The organism is Oceanobacillus sp. FSL W7-1281 (assembly GCF_037969835.1).
Lineage (GTDB): Bacteria > Bacillota > Bacilli > Bacillales > Amphibacillaceae > Oceanobacillus > Oceanobacillus oncorhynchi.
Genome location: NZ_CP150214.1, coordinates 1 through 19,781 on the forward strand (window position 1 = coordinate 1; position 19,781 = coordinate 19,781).

General features: G+C 39.8%; 15 protein-coding genes, 2 tRNA genes and 2 other annotated features. Of the genes, 14 read left to right on the top strand and 3 right to left on the bottom strand.

The features are described 5' to 3' along the window. The 7 genes from dnaA (at nt 1) to gyrA (ending at nt 9,957) form a co-directional block, all read left to right on the top strand. Complete coding sequence (gene dnaA, locus MKX55_RS00005) at nt 1-1,344, top strand: chromosomal replication initiator protein DnaA (RefSeq protein ID WP_042528650.1); 1,344 nt, start codon at nt 1-3, stop codon at nt 1,342-1,344. A gap of 369 nt (nt 1,345-1,713) precedes the next feature. Next, complete coding sequence (gene dnaN, locus MKX55_RS00010; protein WP_339181221.1) at nt 1,714-2,850, top strand: DNA polymerase III subunit beta; 1,137 nt, start codon at nt 1,714-1,716, stop codon at nt 2,848-2,850. A 388-nt stretch (nt 2,851-3,238) separates the two neighbouring features. Further along, nucleotides 3,239-3,460, top strand: coding sequence for a S4 domain-containing protein YaaA (gene yaaA, locus MKX55_RS00015; protein WP_339181223.1), 222 nt, complete (start codon nt 3,239-3,241; stop codon nt 3,458-3,460). A 3-nt stretch (nt 3,461-3,463) separates the two neighbouring features. After that, complete coding sequence (gene recF / locus MKX55_RS00020) at nt 3,464-4,588, top strand: DNA replication/repair protein RecF (RefSeq protein ID WP_339235268.1); 1,125 nt, start codon at nt 3,464-3,466, stop codon at nt 4,586-4,588. 142 nt (nt 4,589-4,730) lie between these two features. Beyond that, nucleotides 4,731-5,003 (top strand): DUF370 domain-containing protein, encoded by a 273-nt coding sequence (locus tag MKX55_RS00025; RefSeq protein ID WP_212929179.1) that lies wholly within the window; start codon nt 4,731-4,733, stop codon nt 5,001-5,003. A 110-nt stretch (nt 5,004-5,113) separates the two neighbouring features. Next, complete coding sequence (gene gyrB / locus MKX55_RS00030) at nt 5,114-7,039, top strand: DNA topoisomerase (ATP-hydrolyzing) subunit B (RefSeq protein WP_339235272.1); 1,926 nt, start codon at nt 5,114-5,116, stop codon at nt 7,037-7,039. A 404-nt stretch (nt 7,040-7,443) separates the two neighbouring features. Then, nucleotides 7,444-9,957 carry a DNA gyrase subunit A gene (gene gyrA / locus MKX55_RS00035; RefSeq protein ID WP_339181229.1) on the top strand — a complete coding sequence of 838 codons (2,514 nt, stop codon included), beginning with the start codon at nt 7,444-7,446 and terminating at the stop codon, nt 9,955-9,957. A 98-nt stretch (nt 9,958-10,055) separates the two neighbouring features. Here gyrA and MKX55_RS00040 read toward each other — a convergent pair whose 3' ends face one another. Next, entirely contained in the window at nt 10,056-10,997 is a 942-nt protein-coding gene (locus MKX55_RS00040; RefSeq protein WP_339235275.1) for a YaaC family protein, read from the bottom strand. Between the two features lie 251 nt (nt 10,998-11,248). Here MKX55_RS00040 and guaB point away from each other — a divergent pair, with 251 nt between their 5' ends. From guaB to MKX55_RS00060, 4 genes are all read left to right on the top strand, one after another. Next, nucleotides 11,249-12,721 carry an IMP dehydrogenase gene (guaB, locus tag MKX55_RS00045; RefSeq protein WP_339181233.1) on the top strand — a complete coding sequence of 491 codons (1,473 nt, stop codon included), beginning with the start codon at nt 11,249-11,251 and terminating at the stop codon, nt 12,719-12,721. 184 nt (nt 12,722-12,905) lie between these two features. Then, complete coding sequence (locus MKX55_RS00050; protein WP_339235277.1) at nt 12,906-14,246, top strand: D-alanyl-D-alanine carboxypeptidase family protein; 1,341 nt, start codon at nt 12,906-12,908, stop codon at nt 14,244-14,246. Between the two features lie 67 nt (nt 14,247-14,313). Further along, nucleotides 14,314-14,549 (top strand) — a binding site (T-box leader). A gap of 63 nt (nt 14,550-14,612) precedes the next feature. After that, nucleotides 14,613-15,890, top strand: a complete 1,278-nt coding sequence (gene serS / locus MKX55_RS00055) for a serine--tRNA ligase (RefSeq protein WP_339235280.1) — start codon at nt 14,613-14,615, stop codon at nt 15,888-15,890. 129 nt (nt 15,891-16,019) lie between these two features. Next, a tRNA-Ser gene (locus MKX55_RS00060) sits at nt 16,020-16,112 on the top strand. 76 nt (nt 16,113-16,188) lie between these two features. Here the strand turns inward: MKX55_RS00060 and MKX55_RS00065 are convergent. Then, the gene (locus MKX55_RS00065) at nt 16,189-16,935 is read right to left on the bottom strand and encodes a GTP pyrophosphokinase family protein (RefSeq protein WP_339181241.1); all 747 of its coding nucleotides are present in this window, start codon (nt 16,933-16,935) and stop codon (nt 16,189-16,191) included. Nucleotides 16,936-17,083: 148 nt separating this feature from the next. Next, nucleotides 17,084-17,290: a binding site (T-box leader), on the top strand. Nucleotides 17,291-17,379: 89 nt separating this feature from the next. Here MKX55_RS00065 and proC point away from each other — a divergent pair. The 3 genes from proC (at nt 17,380) to MKX55_RS00080 (ending at nt 18,723) form a co-directional block, all read left to right on the top strand. After that, nucleotides 17,380-18,198, top strand: coding sequence for a pyrroline-5-carboxylate reductase (proC, locus tag MKX55_RS00070; RefSeq protein WP_193063780.1), 819 nt, complete (start codon nt 17,380-17,382; stop codon nt 18,196-18,198). A 40-nt stretch (nt 18,199-18,238) separates the two neighbouring features. Beyond that, nucleotides 18,239-18,529, top strand: coding sequence for a TIGR04104 family putative zinc finger protein (locus MKX55_RS00075; RefSeq protein WP_193063781.1), 291 nt, complete (start codon nt 18,239-18,241; stop codon nt 18,527-18,529). Between the two features lie 121 nt (nt 18,530-18,650). After that, nucleotides 18,651-18,723, top strand: a tRNA-Arg gene (locus MKX55_RS00080). 267 nt (nt 18,724-18,990) lie between these two features. Here the strand turns inward: MKX55_RS00080 and pflA are convergent. Continuing rightward, nucleotides 18,991-19,731 carry a pyruvate formate-lyase-activating protein gene (gene pflA / locus MKX55_RS00085; protein ID WP_339235283.1) on the bottom strand — a complete coding sequence of 247 codons (741 nt, stop codon included), beginning with the start codon at nt 19,729-19,731 and terminating at the stop codon, nt 18,991-18,993. Between the last annotated feature and the right edge of the window lie 50 nt (nt 19,732-19,781).

Genomic DNA, 19,781 nt, shown 5'->3' on the forward strand with positions numbered 1-19,781 from the left:
TTGGAAAATATTGAAGAACTTTGGGATGCCACATTGGACATTATTAAAGAGAAATTAAGTAAGCCGAGCTTTGACACCTGGCTGAAGAATACAAAAGCCCTTCACTTAGAAAAAAATACATTAGTTATCTCTGCTCCAAATGAATTTACAAAGGACTGGCTGGAGACACAGTATACGGATCTAATTACGCAAACATTGGAAAAAACCACTGGGACAAGTCTGAATGCAAAATTTATTATTCCTGATTCTGTGGAAGAGCCGTCCGATCAAAAACCCATGCCAAAACCGAATATCGATGCAAAAACAACGGATTCCCCCAAGTCAATGCTTAATGATAAATATACATTTGATACATTTGTTATCGGCGCCGGAAATCGCTTTGCACACGCAGCATCGCTAGCTGTAGCGGAAGCTCCTGCTAAAGCGTACAATCCCTTATTTATTTATGGCGGCGTCGGTTTAGGAAAAACACATTTAATGCATGCAATTGGCCATTATGTAAGAGAACATAATAAAGATGCGAAAGTGGTTTACCTGACTTCTGAAAAATTTACGAATGAATTTATCAATGCCATTATGGATAATAAATCGAATCATTTCCGTAATAAATATCGCAATATTGATGTCCTTCTTATTGATGATATTCAATTTATTGCTGGAAAAGAATCCACACAGGAAGAATTTTTCCATACATTTAATGCGCTGCATGAAGAAAGCAAGCAAATTATTATTTCCAGTGACCGTCCGCCAAAAGAAATTCCTACATTAGAGGATCGTTTGCGTTCACGCTTTGAATGGGGTCTGATTACCGATATCACACCTCCTGATTTAGAAACAAGAATTGCTATTTTAAATAAAAAGGCAAAAGCAGAAGGTTTAGATATTCCAAATGAGGTTATGCTCTATATTGCTAATCAAATCAATACAAATATCCGGGAGCTGGAGGGTGCGCTGATACGTGTTGTTGCCTATTCTTCTTTAGTCAATCAAGACATTGACGCATCGTTGGCAGCAAACGCATTAAAGGATATTATTCCAAGTAATAAACCAAAAGAAATTACCATTCCTGCGATTCAAGAGGTTGTCGCAGACCGGTATCATATCCGTCTGGAAGATTTTCCTGCTAAAAAACGTACCAAATCGATTGCCTTTCCAAGACAGATTGCAATGTATTTGTCACGGGAGCTTACGGACTCATCCCTGCCTAAAATTGGCCAGGAATTTGGCGGAAGAGATCATACGACCGTCATTCACGCCCATGAAAAAATTTCGAAGCTACTTGAAACAGATACAGAGCTCGATCGGGATATTGAAGAATTAAAAGAAAAACTTAAATCCTTATAATACCTGTTCAAAAAATGCGTTTTTATTGGAGTTTTTGAGCATCCACCTATAGAGAAAACACAACAAAGGCAAACCTAAATAGAAACAGGATTGCCTTTGTTGTCCTCCTGCTTTTTAATTATGCAGAGGAAGCAGCTGTGTATGCTGTGAAAAAAGCGAATCACTTATGAACAGGTTATGCACATGTGGAAAACTTTGATGTTTTCACGCTAATTTCACTTATCCACAGTAACCACAACACTTATTACTGTTATTACTGGTTTTATATTATAATTAATAAATATATAGAACCCTTTTTTATTGATTTTTAAAAGAATTTAAGAAATCGTTGCTGTAAAACTTTTCTTAAAACCTGAGGAGGATATAAACATGCGTTTTACAATACAAAGAGATAAACTGATTGCCAGTGTGCAGGATGTTATGAAAGCAATCTCTTCCAGAACAGTTATTCCGATATTGACTGGAATGAAGATAGAAGTGAGACAACACGGAGTGACATTAACCGGAAGTGATTCAGATATTTCTATTGAATCTTATATTCCTGCAGAAGATGAAGATAAAGTATATGTTGAAAATATAGAAGATGGAACCATTGTATTGCAGGCTAAATATTTTCCTGAAATTGTCCGCAAGCTCCCGGAAGCACAAGTAGATATAGTTGTTGATGAGCAGTTTAATGTCAAAATTACTTCCGGAAAATCAGAATTTAATTTAAATGGACAGAGTGCCGATGAATATCCGCACCTTCCGCAAGTAGAAACAGAAAATAGCTTTGAAATGCCGATTGACTTATTAAAAAGTATGATCAAACAGACTGTTTTTGCTGTGTCTACGATGGAAACCAGACCAATTTTAACCGGAGTAAATATCAAGCTGGAGGATCAAAAACTTGTATTTACAGCCACCGACAGCCACCGACTGGCCAAAAGAGAGGTTCCAGTAACAGGAACGAATGTCTCGATAGAGCAGGTTGTTGTTCCTGGAAAAAGTCTCAATGAACTCTATAAAATTTTAAATGATTCAGAGGAAACGGTAGAAATCAGTGTAACGAATAACCAAATTCTTTTCCGTACGAAGCATTTAAATTTCTTATCCCGATTATTGGACGGGAATTATCCAGAAACATCAAGATTGATTCCGGATCACAGTAAAACAACGATCCAAATAAAAACAACACCGCTGTTAAGATCAATCGAACGCGCTTCTTTATTAGCAAAAGAAGAAAGAAATAATGTTGTTAAATTTACCAGCAATGATGACGGGGTTATCCAGATTTCAAGTAACTCTCCAGAAATCGGAAATGTTGAAGAAGAAGTCACAGCTGATCAGATTAACGGAGAGAATTTAAAGATATCCTTCAGTTCAAAATATATGATCGATGCGCTAAAAGCGATTGAATATGATGAAGTAGTGATAGAATTTACTGGAGCAATGCGTCCATTTATCATTTGCCCGGTAGAAAATGATTCCATCCTGCAGCTTATTTTACCGGTAAGAACCTATTAATTTTTTTTACGCATTACGCGTTAAAAAAAGCATTCTAACTGGATGATAAGTAAAAGTTATACCTGATCATTTAAAAGCTCTTTTGTGGAAGAAAGAGCTTTTTCTTTTGGATCAGAATCGATAATGAAAAAGAAAACCGCATTTTTTTGACAACCCCTTTTAAAAAACAACAGAAAACGCGCTCTAAGAAGAGATTAGGAAAATAAGAATTCCCCCATTAAAAATGTCTTAAAAGCTCTGTAATGCATCTTTTTGTAATTATTTGAGGCCTATTCTTCCTTTTTTAATCAATCTTTAGTAAAATAGATAATAGAGGAAAAAATAATCGTATTTGTCTTTGGACAAAATAAAGGCAGATAAAACAAATAGAAAGTATTTGGTGATATCCATGCATGAACAGATAAAAATAGATACGGAATACATTACGCTTGGGCAATGCATCAAGCTGATTAACTTTTTAGATTCTGGCGGAATGGTCAAAGCATATCTTCAAGATATAGGTGCTGTGGTAAATGGGGAACGTGAACATCGCCGCGGAAGAAAATTATATCCCGAAGATGTCCTTGAAATTGATGAGGTAGGATCATTTATCATTCTTAAAGAGGATTAAAACATGCATATTGAACAGTTAAAATTAACCAATTACCGCAACTATGAAACATTGGATATTACATTTGATGATAAAGTAAATGTCATCATTGGTGAGAATGCTCAAGGGAAAACGAATCTGATGGAAGCTATTTATGTGCTCTCTTTTACCCGTTCTCACCGGACCATGCGGGAAAAAGAGCTCATACGCTGGGATTCAGATTATGCTACAATAGAGGGCAGGATTACAAAAAGAAATCAATCGATTCCCCTGCAAATCTCCATTTCATCCAAAGGAAAAAAAGCAAAAGTAAATCATTTGGAGCAGCACCGGTTAAGTGACTATATTGGTGCGGTTAATGTGGTTATGTTTGCACCGGAGGATTTAACCATTGTAAAAGGTGCTCCGCAGATTCGCCGGCGTTTTATGGATATGGAGTTAGGCCAAATCCAGCCAACCTATATATACCATTTATCTCAATATCAAAAAATACTAAAGCAAAGAAACCATTTATTAAAGCAGCTGCAGCGCAGGAGCTCTGCTGATGAAACGATGTTGGATGTATTAACAGACCAACTGGTTGAGCATGCTTCTTTTTTGTTGGAGAGAAGATTTGTCTATCTTGATTTGTTAAGAAAGTGGGCAGGACCGATTCATGAAGGCATCAGCCGCAATCTAGAAAACTTAGAAATTCAATATGACGCGACAATAAAGGTATCAGAAGAGGCAGATAAGGAGAAAATAGCTACTATCTACCAAGATTCCTTCAAGGATGTCCGTGAAAAAGAAATAGAGCGCGGCACCACGCTGATTGGTCCGCACCGGGATGACCTTATCTTCTTAGTAAATGGCAAAGATGTACAAACATATGGTTCTCAGGGACAGCAGCGGACAACCGCATTGTCGATTAAACTGGCTGAGATTGAATTGATTTATCAGGAAGTAGGCGAATATCCGATTCTTTTACTGGATGACGTGTTAAGTGAACTGGATGATTATCGCCAGTCGCATTTATTAAATACCATTCAGGGAAAGGTGCAGACATTTGTGTCCACCACAAATGTAGACGGGATTCACCATGAAACGCTAAAAAATGCTGAGTTATTTTATGTTCATCAGGGAGTTGCGACCAATAAAGAAGAGTCATAATTTCCAGCTGTAAAAAGAGGATGTACAAAAAGTTTCCAGGGTATTGCATTTTTTGGCACTTAAGAGCGTTTATTCTTTATACAAAATATCCCCCTGAGGATGGAAAAAAGTCTGGTTTAATGAAGAAAGGAAGCGATTGATCGTGTTCATTCACATTGGCAATGACAATGTTATCCGGTCTCGGGAAATCGTTGCGATTATTGATTACGATTTATATACCAATGCATCAGGAATGTATCAAATGATACAGGAATGGAAGCAGCAAAACAAAGTTTCCGGTCCTGAAAAAAAGGCCAAATCCATTGTGGTTACTGCAGATCATATTTTTTTCAGTTCTTTATCTGTAACTACTTTAAGAAAACGGTCAGGTATTTTAACTACAATCAGTAATCTAGATGATTATTATGAAGAATAAGCCTGAGATAACAAAATCAAGAGATTTCTGCTGAGGAAAATGCAGAGCCTTCTCTTTTTAATATATACAAATGGATGGATTGTAATTCATATAGAAATGAGTGTGAGAAGATGTCGATGGAAGACAAAATTACAGAAAACCAAGCCTATGATGCTGATCAGATACAAGTACTTGAAGGTCTTGAGGCAGTTCGGAAAAGACCGGGAATGTATATTGGCTCCACCAGTGAAAAAGGATTACATCACCTTGTCTGGGAGATAGTGGATAACAGTATCGATGAAGCACTGGCAGGTTATTGTGATCATATTGAAGTCATTATTGAAGAAGATAACAGTATTACTGTAATAGATAATGGCCGGGGGATTCCTGTTGATATTCAAAAGAAAACAGGCCGTCCAGCTTTGGAAGTAATTATGACGGTTCTTCATGCCGGCGGTAAATTCGGCGGCGGCGGATATAAGGTTTCCGGCGGACTTCATGGTGTAGGTGCATCTGTTGTAAATGCTCTTTCTAGTAAATTGGAGGTATCTGTCCACCGGGATGGAAAAATTCATTACCTCTCGTTTAAAAAAGGTGTACCTCAGGGTGAAATTACCGTAATTGGCGAAACAGATATTACAGGAACAGTCACCCATTTTATACCGGATGAAGAAATTTTTACAGAAACTACTGAATATAACTATGAAACATTAGAACAGCGTCTGAGAGAGCTTGCCTTTTTAAACAAAGGATTGCGTATCTCGATTGAAGACAAACGGTCTGGAAAAGAGCCGGCATCTTACTACTATGAGGGCGGAATCAGCTCTTATGTTGAATTCATTAATAAAAATAAAGAAGTATTGCATGAACCTTTCTTTGCAGAAGGCGAAGATCAGGGAATAGCCGTGGAAATTGCTATTCAGTATAACGATGGTTTTGCAACGAGCTTATATTCTTTTGCAAATAATATCCATACGTACGAGGGCGGTACACATGAAGTTGGTTTCCGTTCCGGTTTGACACGTGCTATCAACGATTATGCGAAAAAGAACAGCTTATTAAAAGATAGTGAAGCCAACCTGTCTGGAGAGGATGTCCGCGAAGGGCTGACAGCGATTGTTTCTGTGAAGCATCCAGACCCGCAATTTGAAGGGCAGACAAAAACAAAACTTGGTAATAGTGAAGTACGAGCCATTACAGACGGTGTATTTTCAGAGTCCTTTTCTAAATTTCTTTATGAAAATCCGACAATTGCTAAAATCGTTGTTGATAAAGGGCTTATGGCGTCCAGAGCACGCCTGGCAGCGAAAAAAGCAAGAGAGCTGACCCGTCGTAAAAGTGCATTGGATGTAACAAGTCTGCCGGGCAAGCTTGCTGATTGTTCTTCTAAAGATGCCTCTTTGAGTGAACTGTATATCGTAGAGGGTGACTCTGCCGGCGGTTCTGCAAAATCAGGAAGAGACCGTCATTATCAGGCTATCCTGCCATTGCGCGGGAAAATCCTGAATGTCGAAAAAGCGCGCTTAGATCGAATTTTATCAAATAATGAAGTACGAGCTATGATTACGGCATTAGGAACCGGTATCGGCGAAGAGTTTGATATTACAAAGGCACGCTACCAAAAAGTAGTCATTATGACAGATGCCGATGTAGATGGAGCTCACATCAGAACGTTATTATTAACCTTTTTCTACCGATATATGCGTCCGTTGATTGAGCATGGGTATATTTATATTGCCCAGCCGCCACTTTATCAGATCAAACAAGGAAAGTCTGTTCACTATGTTTATTCTGATAAAGGACTGGATGCGCTTCTGGAAGAGATTCCAAAAGCACCAAAACCAGGTATTCAGCGTTATAAAGGGTTAGGAGAAATGAATGCAGATCAGCTATGGGATACCACAATGAACCCAGAATCCCGTACACTGCTGCAGGTTGAACTCAGCGACGCAATCGACGCAGACCAGGTTTTCGATATGCTGATGGGCGATAAAGTAGAACCACGACGCAACTTTATCGAAGAAAATGCCCAATACGTACAAAACTTAGATATTTAAGTATTACATCCTTTTAATAAAGACAACAAAGCGGATAGAAATACTTCTATCCCTTTCTTGTCAGATATAATTAAAACGATTAAATTACATGCTTGCGTTTTTTATAACAAGATTGAATGGTGATTATACACTATAACTAGCGGAAGAAATACACGGAGACTCCCGTGGGAAAGCGCAGTGGTCTTCGGTGGGGCGAGTAATCGCAGTCCCACCGAAGACCCCGCAGAAAAAGCGGTCTTCTTTTTCGAGGAGGCTGAGCGCAAGCCCACAGGAAAGCGTAGTGTATTTCTGTAGCGGCTGCTACTTGAGCTGTTTATATTTTATGCATATTGAAATGCAATTCAACTGATAATGAAAGATTCAAGGAATCACTAACACAATGGTGATTGGGAGGTTATTAGACTATGGCAGAGGAAAATCGTCCGAGTGTCCAGGAAATAAATATAAGTAAAGAGATGCGCACATCCTTCTTGGATTATGCAATGAGCGTTATTGTGGCAAGAGCATTGCCAGATGTCCGTGATGGAATGAAGCCCGTACATCGCCGTATCCTTTACGCAATGAATGATTTAGGAATGCACTCTGACAAAGCATTTAAAAAATCAGCACGTATCGTCGGAGAGGTTATTGGTAAGTACCATCCGCACGGTGACTCAGCTGTTTATGAAACGATGGTAAGAATGGCACAGGATTTCAGTTACCGATATATGCTTGTCGATGGACACGGTAACTTTGGTTCGGTCGATGGCGATTCAGCAGCAGCGATGCGTTATACAGAAGCACGTATGTCTAAGATTTCCATGGAGCTGCTTCGCGACATTAATAAAGACACGATTGATTATCAGGATAACTATGACGGAGCCGAACGCGAGCCGGTTGTATTTCCGGCACGTTTTCCGAATTTACTTGTCAATGGAACTTCCGGGATTGCGGTTGGTATGGCCACCAATATTCCGCCGCATCATCTTGGAGAGACAATTGATGCTGTCCTGGCAATCAGTAAAGACCCTGATTTAACTGTCGATGAAATTATGGAAAAATATCTTCCTGGACCAGATTTCCCTACTGCAGGGCAAATCTTAGGCAGAAGCGGTATCCGCAAAGCGTATGAAACAGGAAAAGGATCCATTACCATCCGGGCAAAAATCAATATTGAGCAAGGCAAAAATGACAAAGAAACCATTATTGTGACAGAGCTTCCTTATCAGGTAAACAAAGCCAAGCTGATTGAAAAAATAGCCGAGCTGGTCCGTGATAAGAAAATTGATGGCATTACCGATCTTCGTGACGAATCAGACCGTAATGGCATGCGGGTTGTTATGGAGCTTAGAAGAGATGCAAATGCGAATGTGGTTTTGAATAATTTATATAAGCATACGTCCCTGCAAACGACATTTGGTATCAATATGCTTGCACTGGTGGATGGACGCCCGCATGTCTTAAATGTCAAGCAATGTCTGATGCATTATTTAGACCACCAAAAAGTAATTATCAAGCGTCGTACAGCTTTTGAATTAAATAAAGCAGAAGCACGCGCACATATTTTAGAAGGCTTGCGTGTTGCACTCGATCATTTGGATGAGGTTATTTCTTTAATCCGTAATTCAAAAACAGCAGATATTGCAAGAGAAGGCTTAATGGAACGTTACGAGTTATCCGAGAAACAAGCCCAAGCTATTCTTGATATGCGTTTGCAGCGTTTAACAGGATTAGAACGCGAAAAAATTGAAGAAGAATACAAAGAGCTGCAGGCATTGATTGCTGAATTAAAAGCTATTTTAGCGGATGAAGAGAAAGTATTGGAAATCATTCGTGAAGAGCTGACGGAAATCAAAGAGAAGTTCCGTGATGAACGCCGTACAGAAATCGTTGCCGGCGGAGCGGGCTTCTTTGAAGATGAAGATTTGATTCCGGAAGAGAATATCGTTATTACATTGACCCACCAGGGCTATATTAAACGCTTGCCTGCTTCTACTTACCGTACGCAGCGCCGCGGCGGACGAGGTATCCAGGGCATGGGAACCAATGAGGATGACTTTGTAGAACACCTTGTATCCACATCAACACATGATACAGTTCTTTTCTTTACGAATAAAGGGAAGGTATATAAAACAAAGGGTTACGAAGTACCGGAGTTCAGCCGGACGGCTAAAGGGATTCCGATTATTAACCTGCTTCAAGTAGAAAAAGGAGAATGGGTGAACGCTGTTATCTCTGTATCTGAGTTTGATGAAGATCACTTCTTATTCTTTACAACGAAGCATGGGGTTGCAAAACGTACATCCCTTGAAAAATTCAAAAACATCCGTAAAGGCGGCCTGATTGCTGTAAATCTTCGGGAAGAGGATGAGCTGATTTCTGTCCGCATGACAGATGGCGAAAAAGAAATTATGATTGCTACGAAAAATGGCTATCTGATTCGTTTTGAAGAAGAACAAATGCGTCCAATGGGCAGAACCGCAGCAGGAGTAAAAGGCATTTCTCTGCGTGAGGATGATGAAGTCGTTTCTATGGAAATTATGGATGAAGGTTCTAAAATTCTTCATGTAACCAGCAAAGGATTTGGAAAGCAGACACCAGAAGATGAATATCGCCGTATCAATCGTGGCGGTAAAGGTGTATTTACGTGTAAGCTGGATGAAAAAACAGGACATGTAGTCGATGTAAAAGCCATCCAGGGCGACGAAGACTTAATGGTTATTACTGCCGGCGGCGTGCTGATCCGAATGCAAGTATCCGATATTTCACAAACTGGAAGAAATACCAAAGGGGTACACTTGATTCGTCTGCAGGATGACGAAGAAGTTGCAACAGTAGCACGGATTGAGAAAGAAGAAGAGGAAGTTGCAGAGGAAATCGAAGCATCTGAGGAAAATAGCGATGTAAATGATGGTGCAGACGATAATAACGAGGAATAGACAAAACAATGAAATGTGGAAAGATGATATAAAACAACAGGCGAGCTATGAGTCATCATAACTCGCCTGTTGTTTTTGTTTCTACTTAAATAGCTTCATTATTTGAAATTCTGTAGTAAATGCTGGCCGATAAGCGCTGGTGTTTTTTGCTGGGTGATGGTTAAAAATTGTTGGATAAGCGGATATTCCCGGTCTGCTTTCATTTGTATCAGCTCGCCCCACCATTCTGTTTCATAACGGCAAATCATGCTCAAATTAAATAACAGCAGATAATGTACCAGGATTTCAGAATAAGGAAAATAGTTGGCCCGATTCGCTGGAAAATAAATACACTCATTATGCAAGTGATAACGAAACGGACCATTCCAATCTGTAACGGGTTCTGTCAGATAAAGCTGTAATTCCTCCTTTTTTTGCTGTATATCCTCGATAGGAGGCAAAAATGCCCGAATACGCTCGACAAAGGTATCTTCTTTTAAATAAAACCCATCTAAAATCCGATTGGGAAAACGAAGCAGCTTACTGTTTTTATTTCCAATAATAATCATCGTATCTTCCTGATAAAACTGCCAAATATTGCTTAATTCTGGAATAGAAGCTAATAACAGGCGCATCGAAACACGTTCTAATGGAAAGGGATAGAGAGAAAATAAATGGCGGCTTACATATGGAAATAACCCCTTTTGCTGTAATTTGACCTCATCCTCAATAAATCGATAATCCTTGCGTTTTCTTTTCCGGGCAGTCAGTCCATGCGCAAGAACAGCTGTTGTTTCCGGATAATCAGGGCGCTTTGACAGCAGCCAACCTTTTAAAAGATGTGTCATTCCATAAAAAGACAGAACAGGCTGAACCAGCACATTGCTTTGCCTGCTTGATTCCATAAAGCATGTTCCATTATGGATATAATGGATAAAAGCAGAGCTGTTTTGATAGCTTTTTGCCTGAGCTTCACGAAGAAATGAGTAACTTTTCTTCAGGTAATTTTGTGCATTTTCCTGAGTGGTTAAAAATGGATATAAATCTTCAACATGCATCATTTCTACAGCTCCATAACTATTTAAATATTTTGAATCTATCCTCTATTTTTTCTATATGTAGGGTGCTTGAAAAAGCATGAAAAAAAGCGTAATGTAAGTAAAAATAGATATTTGCTGCTACTTTCACAAAGGTTGGTATTTTTTAAGCAGTTTCTCCGATATTTGATAAGGATATACCTTGAAAACTGTATAATACCCGTAAATGAAGTGAATTGAGGTTGCGAATTCAATGATTGGAGGATGAGCTAGCAATGAGAGAAGACAAATTTGCAAAAGAAGGTTTGACATTTGATGATGTATTGCTTGTTCCGGCAGAATCAGATGTTTTACCAAACCAGGTGGATCTGAGTGTTGATTTAACATCAAATTTAAAATTGAAATCCCCATTTATCAGTGCTGGAATGGATACTGTAACAGAAGCAGAAATGGCAATTGCGATGGCGCGTCAAGGCGGGTTTGGAGTCATTCATAAGAATATGTCTATTGAACAGCAGGCAGAGGAAGTAGACCGTGTGAAACGCTCAGAAAGCGGCGTAATCACGAACCCATTCTTCTTAACTCCGGAGCATCAGGTTTATGATGCGGAACATTTAATGGGAAAATACCGCATTTCAGGAGTTCCCATTGTAAATAATATTGAGGAACAAAAGCTCGTCGGTATTTTAACCAATCGTGATTTACGTTTTATTGAAGATTATTCCATTTTGATTTCGGAAGTGATGACCACAGAGGAATTAGTGACAGCGCCAGTGGGAACAACACTGGATGAAGCAGAGAAGCTTCTGCAGAAATATAAAATTGAAAAACTGCCTCTTGTTGATAATCAGGGAATTCTTAAAGGGTTAATTACGATTAAAGATATTGAAAAGGTCATTGAATTCCCAAATGCAGCAAAAGATGCACAAGGACGGTTGATTGCAGCAGCTGCAGTCGGTGTGACAGGCGACGCGATGAAGCGGATTGAAAAATTAGTGGATGTCGGTGTTGATGCCATTGTGATCGACACCGCACATGGCCATTCTAAAGGTGTTCTCGATCAATTAAAACACATTCGCGAAACTTACCCTGATTTGACAATTATTGCAGGAAATGTTGCCACAGAAGATGGGACAAGAGCTTTAATTGAAGCAGGAGCTTCTGTTGTCAAAGTAGGTATTGGACCGGGGTCCATCTGTACCACAAGAGTAGTAGCAGGGGTCGGTGTACCGCAAATCACAGCAGTTTATGACTGCGCAACAGCAGCAAAAGAATATGGCGTACCCGTTATTGCAGACGGCGGAATCAAATACTCCGGCGATATTGTGAAGGCCTTGGCATCAGGTGCACATGCTGTGATGCTGGGAAGTATTTTTGCCGGAACAAAGGAAAGCCCTGGAGAAACAGAAATTTTCCAAGGACGTCAATATAAAGTATATCGCGGCATGGGTTCTGTCGGAGCAATGCAAGCAGGCTCCAAAGACCGTTATTTCCAAAGTGAATCAGAGAATAAAAAGCTTGTTCCAGAAGGCATTGAAGGACGTATTGCGTATAAAGGCTCGTTGGGAGATACCTTCCATCAGCTGGCAGGCGGTTTACGCTCCGGCATGGGATATTGCGGAACAAAAAATCTGGAGAGCTTAAGAAATGATTCTCGTTTTATCCGGATTACAGGGGCTGGATTGAAGGAAAGCCATCCGCATGATGTACAGATTACGAAAGAAGCACCGAACTATTTTATGCAGTAAAAAAGAGGATGCTCAAGTAATTTAGTTGATGACAAATTTGTGTCATACGGTCGTAAAAAAAATAGATGGAGGATGTTGCTCCATCTATTTTTTTATGAATTTTTATGGTAAAATGTGAAGCGTGCTCAGCAGAATACATAGAACGTATGTTGATGGCTATATTATTAAACGGAGGTACGGAAATGTGAGAAAGTCTATGAAAAAATTGTTTCTTTTGGTGGTTGCAGCAGCGCTTGTTTTAACATCTTTTGTTACACCATCCATGTCTGTGTATGCAGATGGATTAGATATAGAAGCGGAATCGGCTATTTTAGTGGATGCAGAAACGGGGAAAGTATTATTTGCAAAGGACCCGGATGTGGCATTGCCTCCTGCTAGCATGACGAAAATAATGACAGAATATCTCGTTTGGGAAGCAGTTGAAAACGGAGATATTTCCTGGGATACAACAACACAAATTAGTGATTATGCATATGAAATATCCAGCAATGATGATTTTTCAGGAGTTGGATTAAGACAACAGCAAGATTACACAGTAGAAGATTTATATAAAGCAATGGCAATCAATTCAGATAATGCGACAACAATTGCACTTGCGGAGTTAATTGCAGGTTCAGAAAGTGAATTTGTTGAAATGATGAATGCAAAGGCAGAAGAGCTGGGGATGCCGGAATATAAATTTGTTAATTCCAGCGGATTAGATAATGAGAGTCTGGGGGATAATTATCCAGAAGGAACAAGCCCTAACGATACAAACTTATTATCGGCCCGCTCAGCAGCAATTTTAGGCTCTGCATTAGTTAATGATTATCCGGAAGCATTAGAAATTTCCAGTGTGCCAAATACGGAATTTGATGATCAGGAGATCCGTAACTGGAATTACATGCTGGATCATGATGCAGATTATTTACAGCAGCATTACTATGAAGGTGTAGATGGTTTAAAAACTGGTTTTACAACGGTTGCCGGTTATGCTTTCACAGGAACAGCAGAACGTGATGGACGACGTCTTATCAGTGTGGTTATGAAAACAGACAGTGAAGATGCCCGTTTTAATGAGACTGCAAAGCTGTTTGATTATGGTTTTGATCAATTTGAAACACAAGAATTATTCCCGGCAGGATATCAAGAAGAAGGTAATGAAACAGCTCCTGTTGCAAGAGGAAAAGAAAAAGAAGTAAATATTGGCATCAATGAAGGGATTCATGTTCCCATCAAATCTGGTGAGGAAGATTTGTATCATTTAGAATATACAATTGATGAAGACAGATTGAATGATAATGGAGAGCTAGAAGCTCCAGTAGAAGCAGATGAAGTTATCGGAACAGTTACCGTTGTCTATGATGGAGAAGAAGAAGATTTTGGATATATTTCGGATGAAGCAAGTCAGGAAAGCTATGATTTAGTTGCAATGGATTCCGTTGAAAAAGCAAATTGGTTTATGCTTACGTTACAATCCATCGGTGATTTCTTTGTAAACATGTTCCAGGGTGCATTTAATTGGGTGAAGGGACTTTTCAGCTAATTTTTGCAGGAAGTCTTGCAACCTGATTGGAAATAGCTTATGATGATATACAATCATTCATTGAAATAATAAAGCGTTGATAGGAAGCAGTAGCTGTTTGATTCTATCTATAGAGAGCTAATATCTGGTGCAAATTAGCGTTAGAATACAGTGAATCCATCCTGGAGCATGCTTATCGAAGTGAGCTAGTCACGTAAGTAAGCACGGAGATACGACGTTATTCGTATATAAAGCCGGAAGAATCTGTCTGTATAGATTCTTTAACTAGGGTGGCAACGCGGGAAATATACTCTCGTCCCTTTCTACATAAGGGATGGGAGTTTTTTTATGGTTTTAAAGACATTAAAAATATAGGAGGTAATCAGTATGTTAGATATGAAATATGTACGAAATAACTTTGATGAAGTGAAGCAAAGATTAGCACACCGCGGAGAAGACCTTGGCGATTTAGACAAATTTGCCGAGCTCGATGTAAGAAGACGGGAACTGATTGCAGAGACAGAAAAATTGAAGGCAAAGCGTAATGAAGTATCTAAGGAGATTTCTGTTTTAAAGCGCGAGAAAAAGGATGCGGAAGAAGCCATTGCTTCTATGCGCGAAGTTGGAGATCAAATTTCTAAATATGATAAAGAATTAAAAGAAATTGAAGAAACCCTGGAGCATATCATGCTTTCTATCCCCAATCTGCCGCATGAGAGCGTGCCCGTTGGTGAAGATGAGGATGATAATGTAGAAGCACGTAAATGGGGAGAGGTGCCGGAATTTTCATTTGAAGCACAGCCGCACTGGGATGTTGCGACAAATTTAGATATTTTGGACTTTGAACGTGCAGCAAAGGTAACGGGAAGCCGTTTTGTTTTCTATAAAGGATTAGGAGCGAGACTGGAGCGCGCATTATTAAACTTCATGATGGATTTGCATGCGGATAAGCATGACTATCAGGAAATGCTCCCGCCGTACATTGTGAATCGCATGAGCATGACAGGTACAGGGCAGCTTCCGAAATTTGAAGAGGATGCGTTTAAGCTGGAGGACTGGGATTATTTTCTGGTGCCGACTGCAGAAGTGCCTGTAACCAATTATCACCGTGATGAGATTTTAACAGGAGAGGCATTGCCGAAAAAATATGTCGCATTCAGTGCCAGCTTCCGCTCTGAAGCAGGCTCTGCCGGAAGAGACACACGCGGTTTGATTCGCCAGCATCAATTTAATAAAGTGGAGCTTGTAAATTTTGTGAAACCGGAAGATTCTTATGAAACATTAGAAAGACTGACAGGGGAAGCGGAAAAAGTATTACAGCTGTTAGAACTCCCTTATCGTGTGATGAGCATGTGTACAGGTGATTTAGGTTTTACAGCAGCGAAAAAATACGATATCGAAGTATGGATTCCAAGCCAGCATACGTATCGTGAAATTTCTTCTTGCTCTAATTTTGAGGATTTCCAAGCGCGCCGTGCCGGAATTCGTTTCCGCCGCGAAGCAAATGGAAAACCGGAATTTGTCCATACGTTAAACGGTTCTGGTCTTGCGTTAGGACGTACTGTAGCGGCTATTTTAGAGAATTGCCAGCAGGAAGATGGAAGTGTAGTAATTCCGGAAGTATTGCGTCCGTATATGGGCGGTATTGAAGTGATTGGCAAGTAATGATTAAGTAAGAGGTTCTCCATCTTTGGAGGCCTCTTATTTTTTGATGAAAAATATTGACAAGTCATCTTTGAGGATGATATAGTATATTTTGTTCGCAAGGAAATGAGCAAATTAGCGTTATTTCATGGAGGTATACCCAAGTCTGGCTGAAGGGGTCGGTCTTGAAAACCGAGAGGCGGGTCAAACCGCGCGGGGGTTCGAATCCCTCTACCTCCTCCATTTAAAACAACCGTAAAAAATTGGAGATAAAAACCCGCAGCTTTCGAGCTGCGGGTTTTCTAATACTTTTATATGTTTACTCTCTATCTCTTCGCTCCATCAACGATTCTAATAACTGCTTTGGCAGCGGGAAACGTTTGTTATCAAGGGGCAGAAAGTTAAGCTTGCTCTCTGCATGTTTGTCCTCTTTTGCTTCATTGATTTCCGTATGAAGAAACTCCATCTTTTCATCCAGTTGATTTGCGATATTTGCACTGGTTGTTAATTCTTCCACCAGATGTGCCGGTACTTCCCCATCGTATTTATAATAAATTTTATGCTCTAAGCTCGCCCAGAAATCCATCGCAACGGTACGGATTTGAATTTCGATAAATACCTCTTCCTGACGGTCAGAGAAAAAGACAGGAATGGATAAAATCAGATGCAGGCTTTTATATCCATTTGGTTTTGGATGCTTAATATAGTCTTTTGTTTCAATGACTTTGATATCCTGCTGACCTTGGATCATTTCGCTGATTTTATAAATATCGGATATAAAGGAGCAGACAATCCGGATTCCTGCAATATCCTTGATATGATCCTTGATAGATTTTTGCGTGATCGAAATATTTTTTCGCTGGCATTTTCGTAAAATACTTTCAGGTGTTTTTATACGTGATTTTAAATGTTCAATCGGATTATAATCATGAATATGCTCAAATTCTTCCTGAAGGATATTCAGCTTGGTATTGATTTCATCCAGTCCAAATTTATAGCTGAGCATGAAACGTGTCAGTTCTTTTCGTACAGCGGTTAACTGGTGTATCTGTTTTGATTCATCCATTGATAAAATTCCTTTCTGGCTTACATTCATGTACAATATAAGTATAGCAAAATTTGTTTTGAATCGCAGATAAAAAGACGCTGCAATCCATTCTGATGGGTGCAGTCTTGACAAAAGTATGGCAAGGCCTTATAGTACAATTCAATAAAGAAATACGGTGAACGGGCCAGTAATCGATGTGTATTTACCAAAGAGAGGAAATCCGGCGGCTGTAAGATTTCTGTAAATGCCTTGATGAACCTATCCGGGAGTAGGTTAGTGTATGCTGACTGCAGTAAACTGCATTATCAATGTGAGTGGATAACTTTTATCAACAAAGGTGGTACCGCGGAATAATACTGATTTCGTCCTTTACAAAGGATGTATAATCAGTTTTTTTATTGCTCTGAGGTATCAGTGAAATAAAATATCAAAGGAAAGAAGAAACACACAGGAGGAAAATATATGGAAAAAACAATTGCATTTTTTGGAGCAGGGAATTTAGCAGAGGCGATTATTGCAGGTATTACAAGGACCAATGTCGTTACAAAAGAACAGGTGCTGGTGACGAATCGCAGTGATCAAGCAAGGTTAGATCTGATTGCTGAAAAGTATGGGGTGACATGCGACCTGGATAAAGAAGAAATGATCGAGAAAGCAGATATTATTATTTTAGCGATGAAGCCTAAGGATGCGAAGGATTATTTGGATTGGCTAAAAAGTTATATACAGCCGCGTCACATGGTTATTTCAGTGATTGCAGGGTTATCTATCGAACAGATGGAAAAAACGCTGGGAGAAGGTATTCCTGTTATTCGAACCATGCCGAATACATCTGCATTGATAGGCCAATCAGCTACTGCTATTTCAAAGGGAACCAATGTCGAACTCGGTCAGCTTTACTTTGCTGAGGAACTATTCCAGACAGTGGGTACGACAAAAATTGTCGATGAGGAGCAGATGCATACGATTACGGCGATTGCAGGAAGCGGACCGGCATTTTTCTATTATATGGTGGAAGCAATGGAAAAAGCAGCAATCGAAGCAGGATTGGACCGGGATACGGCATTAGAGTTATTAACTCAGACAGTAATCGGCGCAGGAAAAATGCTGGAGACATCCGGCGCAGACCCGGAACAGCTCCGTGTTAATATTACCAGCCCGGCAGGAACCACAGAGGCTGGTTTAAACCAGTTAATGGCGAATGAATTTGATAAGATAATCAAAGCATGTGTCGATGGTGCACGAAACCGGTCTATCGAGATTACGAATGCTCAGAACTAATTATTTACACGCACTTTAAAAAAGAGAAGAGGGAAAGCAGATGCATACACCGGACTGCAGTTATTGCGGGAAAAGATGGAGTTATGGACAGACCTTTAAGCAGGTATTTAAGATTAAAATGATTTGTCCGCACTGCGGCAAAGAAAATTATTATAATGCAAGTAAAAAAGGCGGCTGGCTCCCTTTATTAGCCATTCCTATTCTGTTAGGGCTGGCCTTTCTGCTAAGGCTGTCTTCTGTAGAAATTATTCTCATGGGCTGTTTGCTGATGATTCTTCACGTCCTGTCGATTCCTTATCGGACGAGATTGCAGAAGGCAGGGAAAAAATAAAGTGAAACACGATGCTTCCCAAAATAGATAAGGTTTAGTATAATACGATTGTTCGTTTATTTTTGGATGAGCGGATAATGAAGCATAATTCGGCGATTTTCATTGCTTGATTATGTCTAAAGCCCCCGTAGCTCAGGGGATAGAGCATTGGTTTCCTAAACCATGTGCCGCAGGTTCGAATCCTGCCGGGGGCGTAATGTTTTGTTATACAGAGGTTGATGTTTTCCAGTTACATTACTGGGCATGGTTTCTCCTTGAAAATTATATAAACTGGCAGACGTCATTTTTCGATTTCTTGTTTGTTTTATGACAAGATTTCCGAAGGGTGTCGTTTTTTTATAAAGAAGACAATTATTGATGTTTTTTAGACGATAATAATGGATGGAGCCGCTCCTAAAAAGAAGCGGCTCCATCCATCTCATCTATATAAAGGGCAGGATACAGCAATGGATTCCTTATCGCTATATCACTTTCACCCGATTCAAAATATCTTCGGCGTTTTTCACTCGTTCCTCTGTCGGTGGTTCTACACCTTCCAGCGGATAGTCCAAACCAAGATTTTCCCATTTATAGACACCTAATTTATGATACGGCAGCACTTCTATTTTTTCGACATTATTTAACGTTGCAATAAAATTGGAGAGCTGCTGTAAATGTGCATCGTTATCGCTGCCGCCGGGAACAAGTACATGACGGACCCAGACAGGCACTTTCTTCTCGTCTAAATAGCGGGCCATGTCGAGAATATGTTCATTGGACAGACCGGTGAGCTCTTTATGCGCTGCAGCGTTGATATGCTTTAAATCAAGTAAAACCAAATCAGTTAATTCCAATACTTTATCTAAATTTTTTATAAAGTGAGGAGAGCGGTTAAAGCATCCGGCAGAAGTATCAATGGTTGTGTGTACTCCTGATTTTTTCAGTTCGGTGAATAATTCCAGTAAAAATTCAACCTGAAGTAAAGGCTCCCCGCCGCTGACAGTCACTCCTCCATTGGTAGATTGGAAGAATGGGAGATAGCCCTTAATATCCTTCACCAGCTCTTGTACAGACATTTTCTTTCCTGCCCCCATGTTCCACGTATCCGGATTATGACAAAATTGACAGCGTAATAAACAGCCTTGGGTAAAGATAACATAGCGTAATCCAGGTCCGTCTACAGTTCCACACGTTTCAATTGAATGAATTCTTCCTTCTTTCATGATACTTTTCCCCCTCACTTCATATGCTGAAAATAATTCAGCATCAAGCG

What these genes read in the sequence shown, in the direction of transcription:
- MKX55_RS00040 (WP_339235275.1), bottom strand. Translation starts at nt 10,997, where the DNA reads ATGATGCATGTTGAAGATTTATATCCATTTTTAACCACTCAGGAAAAT.
- gyrB (WP_339235272.1), top strand. Translation starts at nt 5,114, where the DNA reads ATGTCGATGGAAGACAAAATTACAGAAAACCAAGCCTATGATGCTGAT.
- yaaA (WP_339181223.1), top strand. Translation starts at nt 3,239, where the DNA reads ATGCATGAACAGATAAAAATAGATACGGAATACATTACGCTTGGGCAA.
- serS (WP_339235280.1), top strand. Translation starts at nt 14,613, where the DNA reads ATGTTAGATATGAAATATGTACGAAATAACTTTGATGAAGTGAAGCAA.
- dnaN (WP_339181221.1), top strand. Translation starts at nt 1,714, where the DNA reads ATGCGTTTTACAATACAAAGAGATAAACTGATTGCCAGTGTGCAGGAT.
- proC (WP_193063780.1), top strand. Translation starts at nt 17,380, where the DNA reads ATGGAAAAAACAATTGCATTTTTTGGAGCAGGGAATTTAGCAGAGGCG.
- MKX55_RS00065 (WP_339181241.1), bottom strand. Translation starts at nt 16,935, where the DNA reads ATGGATGAATCAAAACAGATACACCAGTTAACCGCTGTACGAAAAGAA.
- recF (WP_339235268.1), top strand. Translation starts at nt 3,464, where the DNA reads ATGCATATTGAACAGTTAAAATTAACCAATTACCGCAACTATGAAACA.
- MKX55_RS00075 (WP_193063781.1), top strand. Translation starts at nt 18,239, where the DNA reads ATGCATACACCGGACTGCAGTTATTGCGGGAAAAGATGGAGTTATGGA.
- gyrA (WP_339181229.1), top strand. Translation starts at nt 7,444, where the DNA reads ATGGCAGAGGAAAATCGTCCGAGTGTCCAGGAAATAAATATAAGTAAA.
- pflA (WP_339235283.1), bottom strand. Translation starts at nt 19,731, where the DNA reads ATGAAAGAAGGAAGAATTCATTCAATTGAAACGTGTGGAACTGTAGAC.
- guaB (WP_339181233.1), top strand. Translation starts at nt 11,249, where the DNA reads ATGAGAGAAGACAAATTTGCAAAAGAAGGTTTGACATTTGATGATGTA.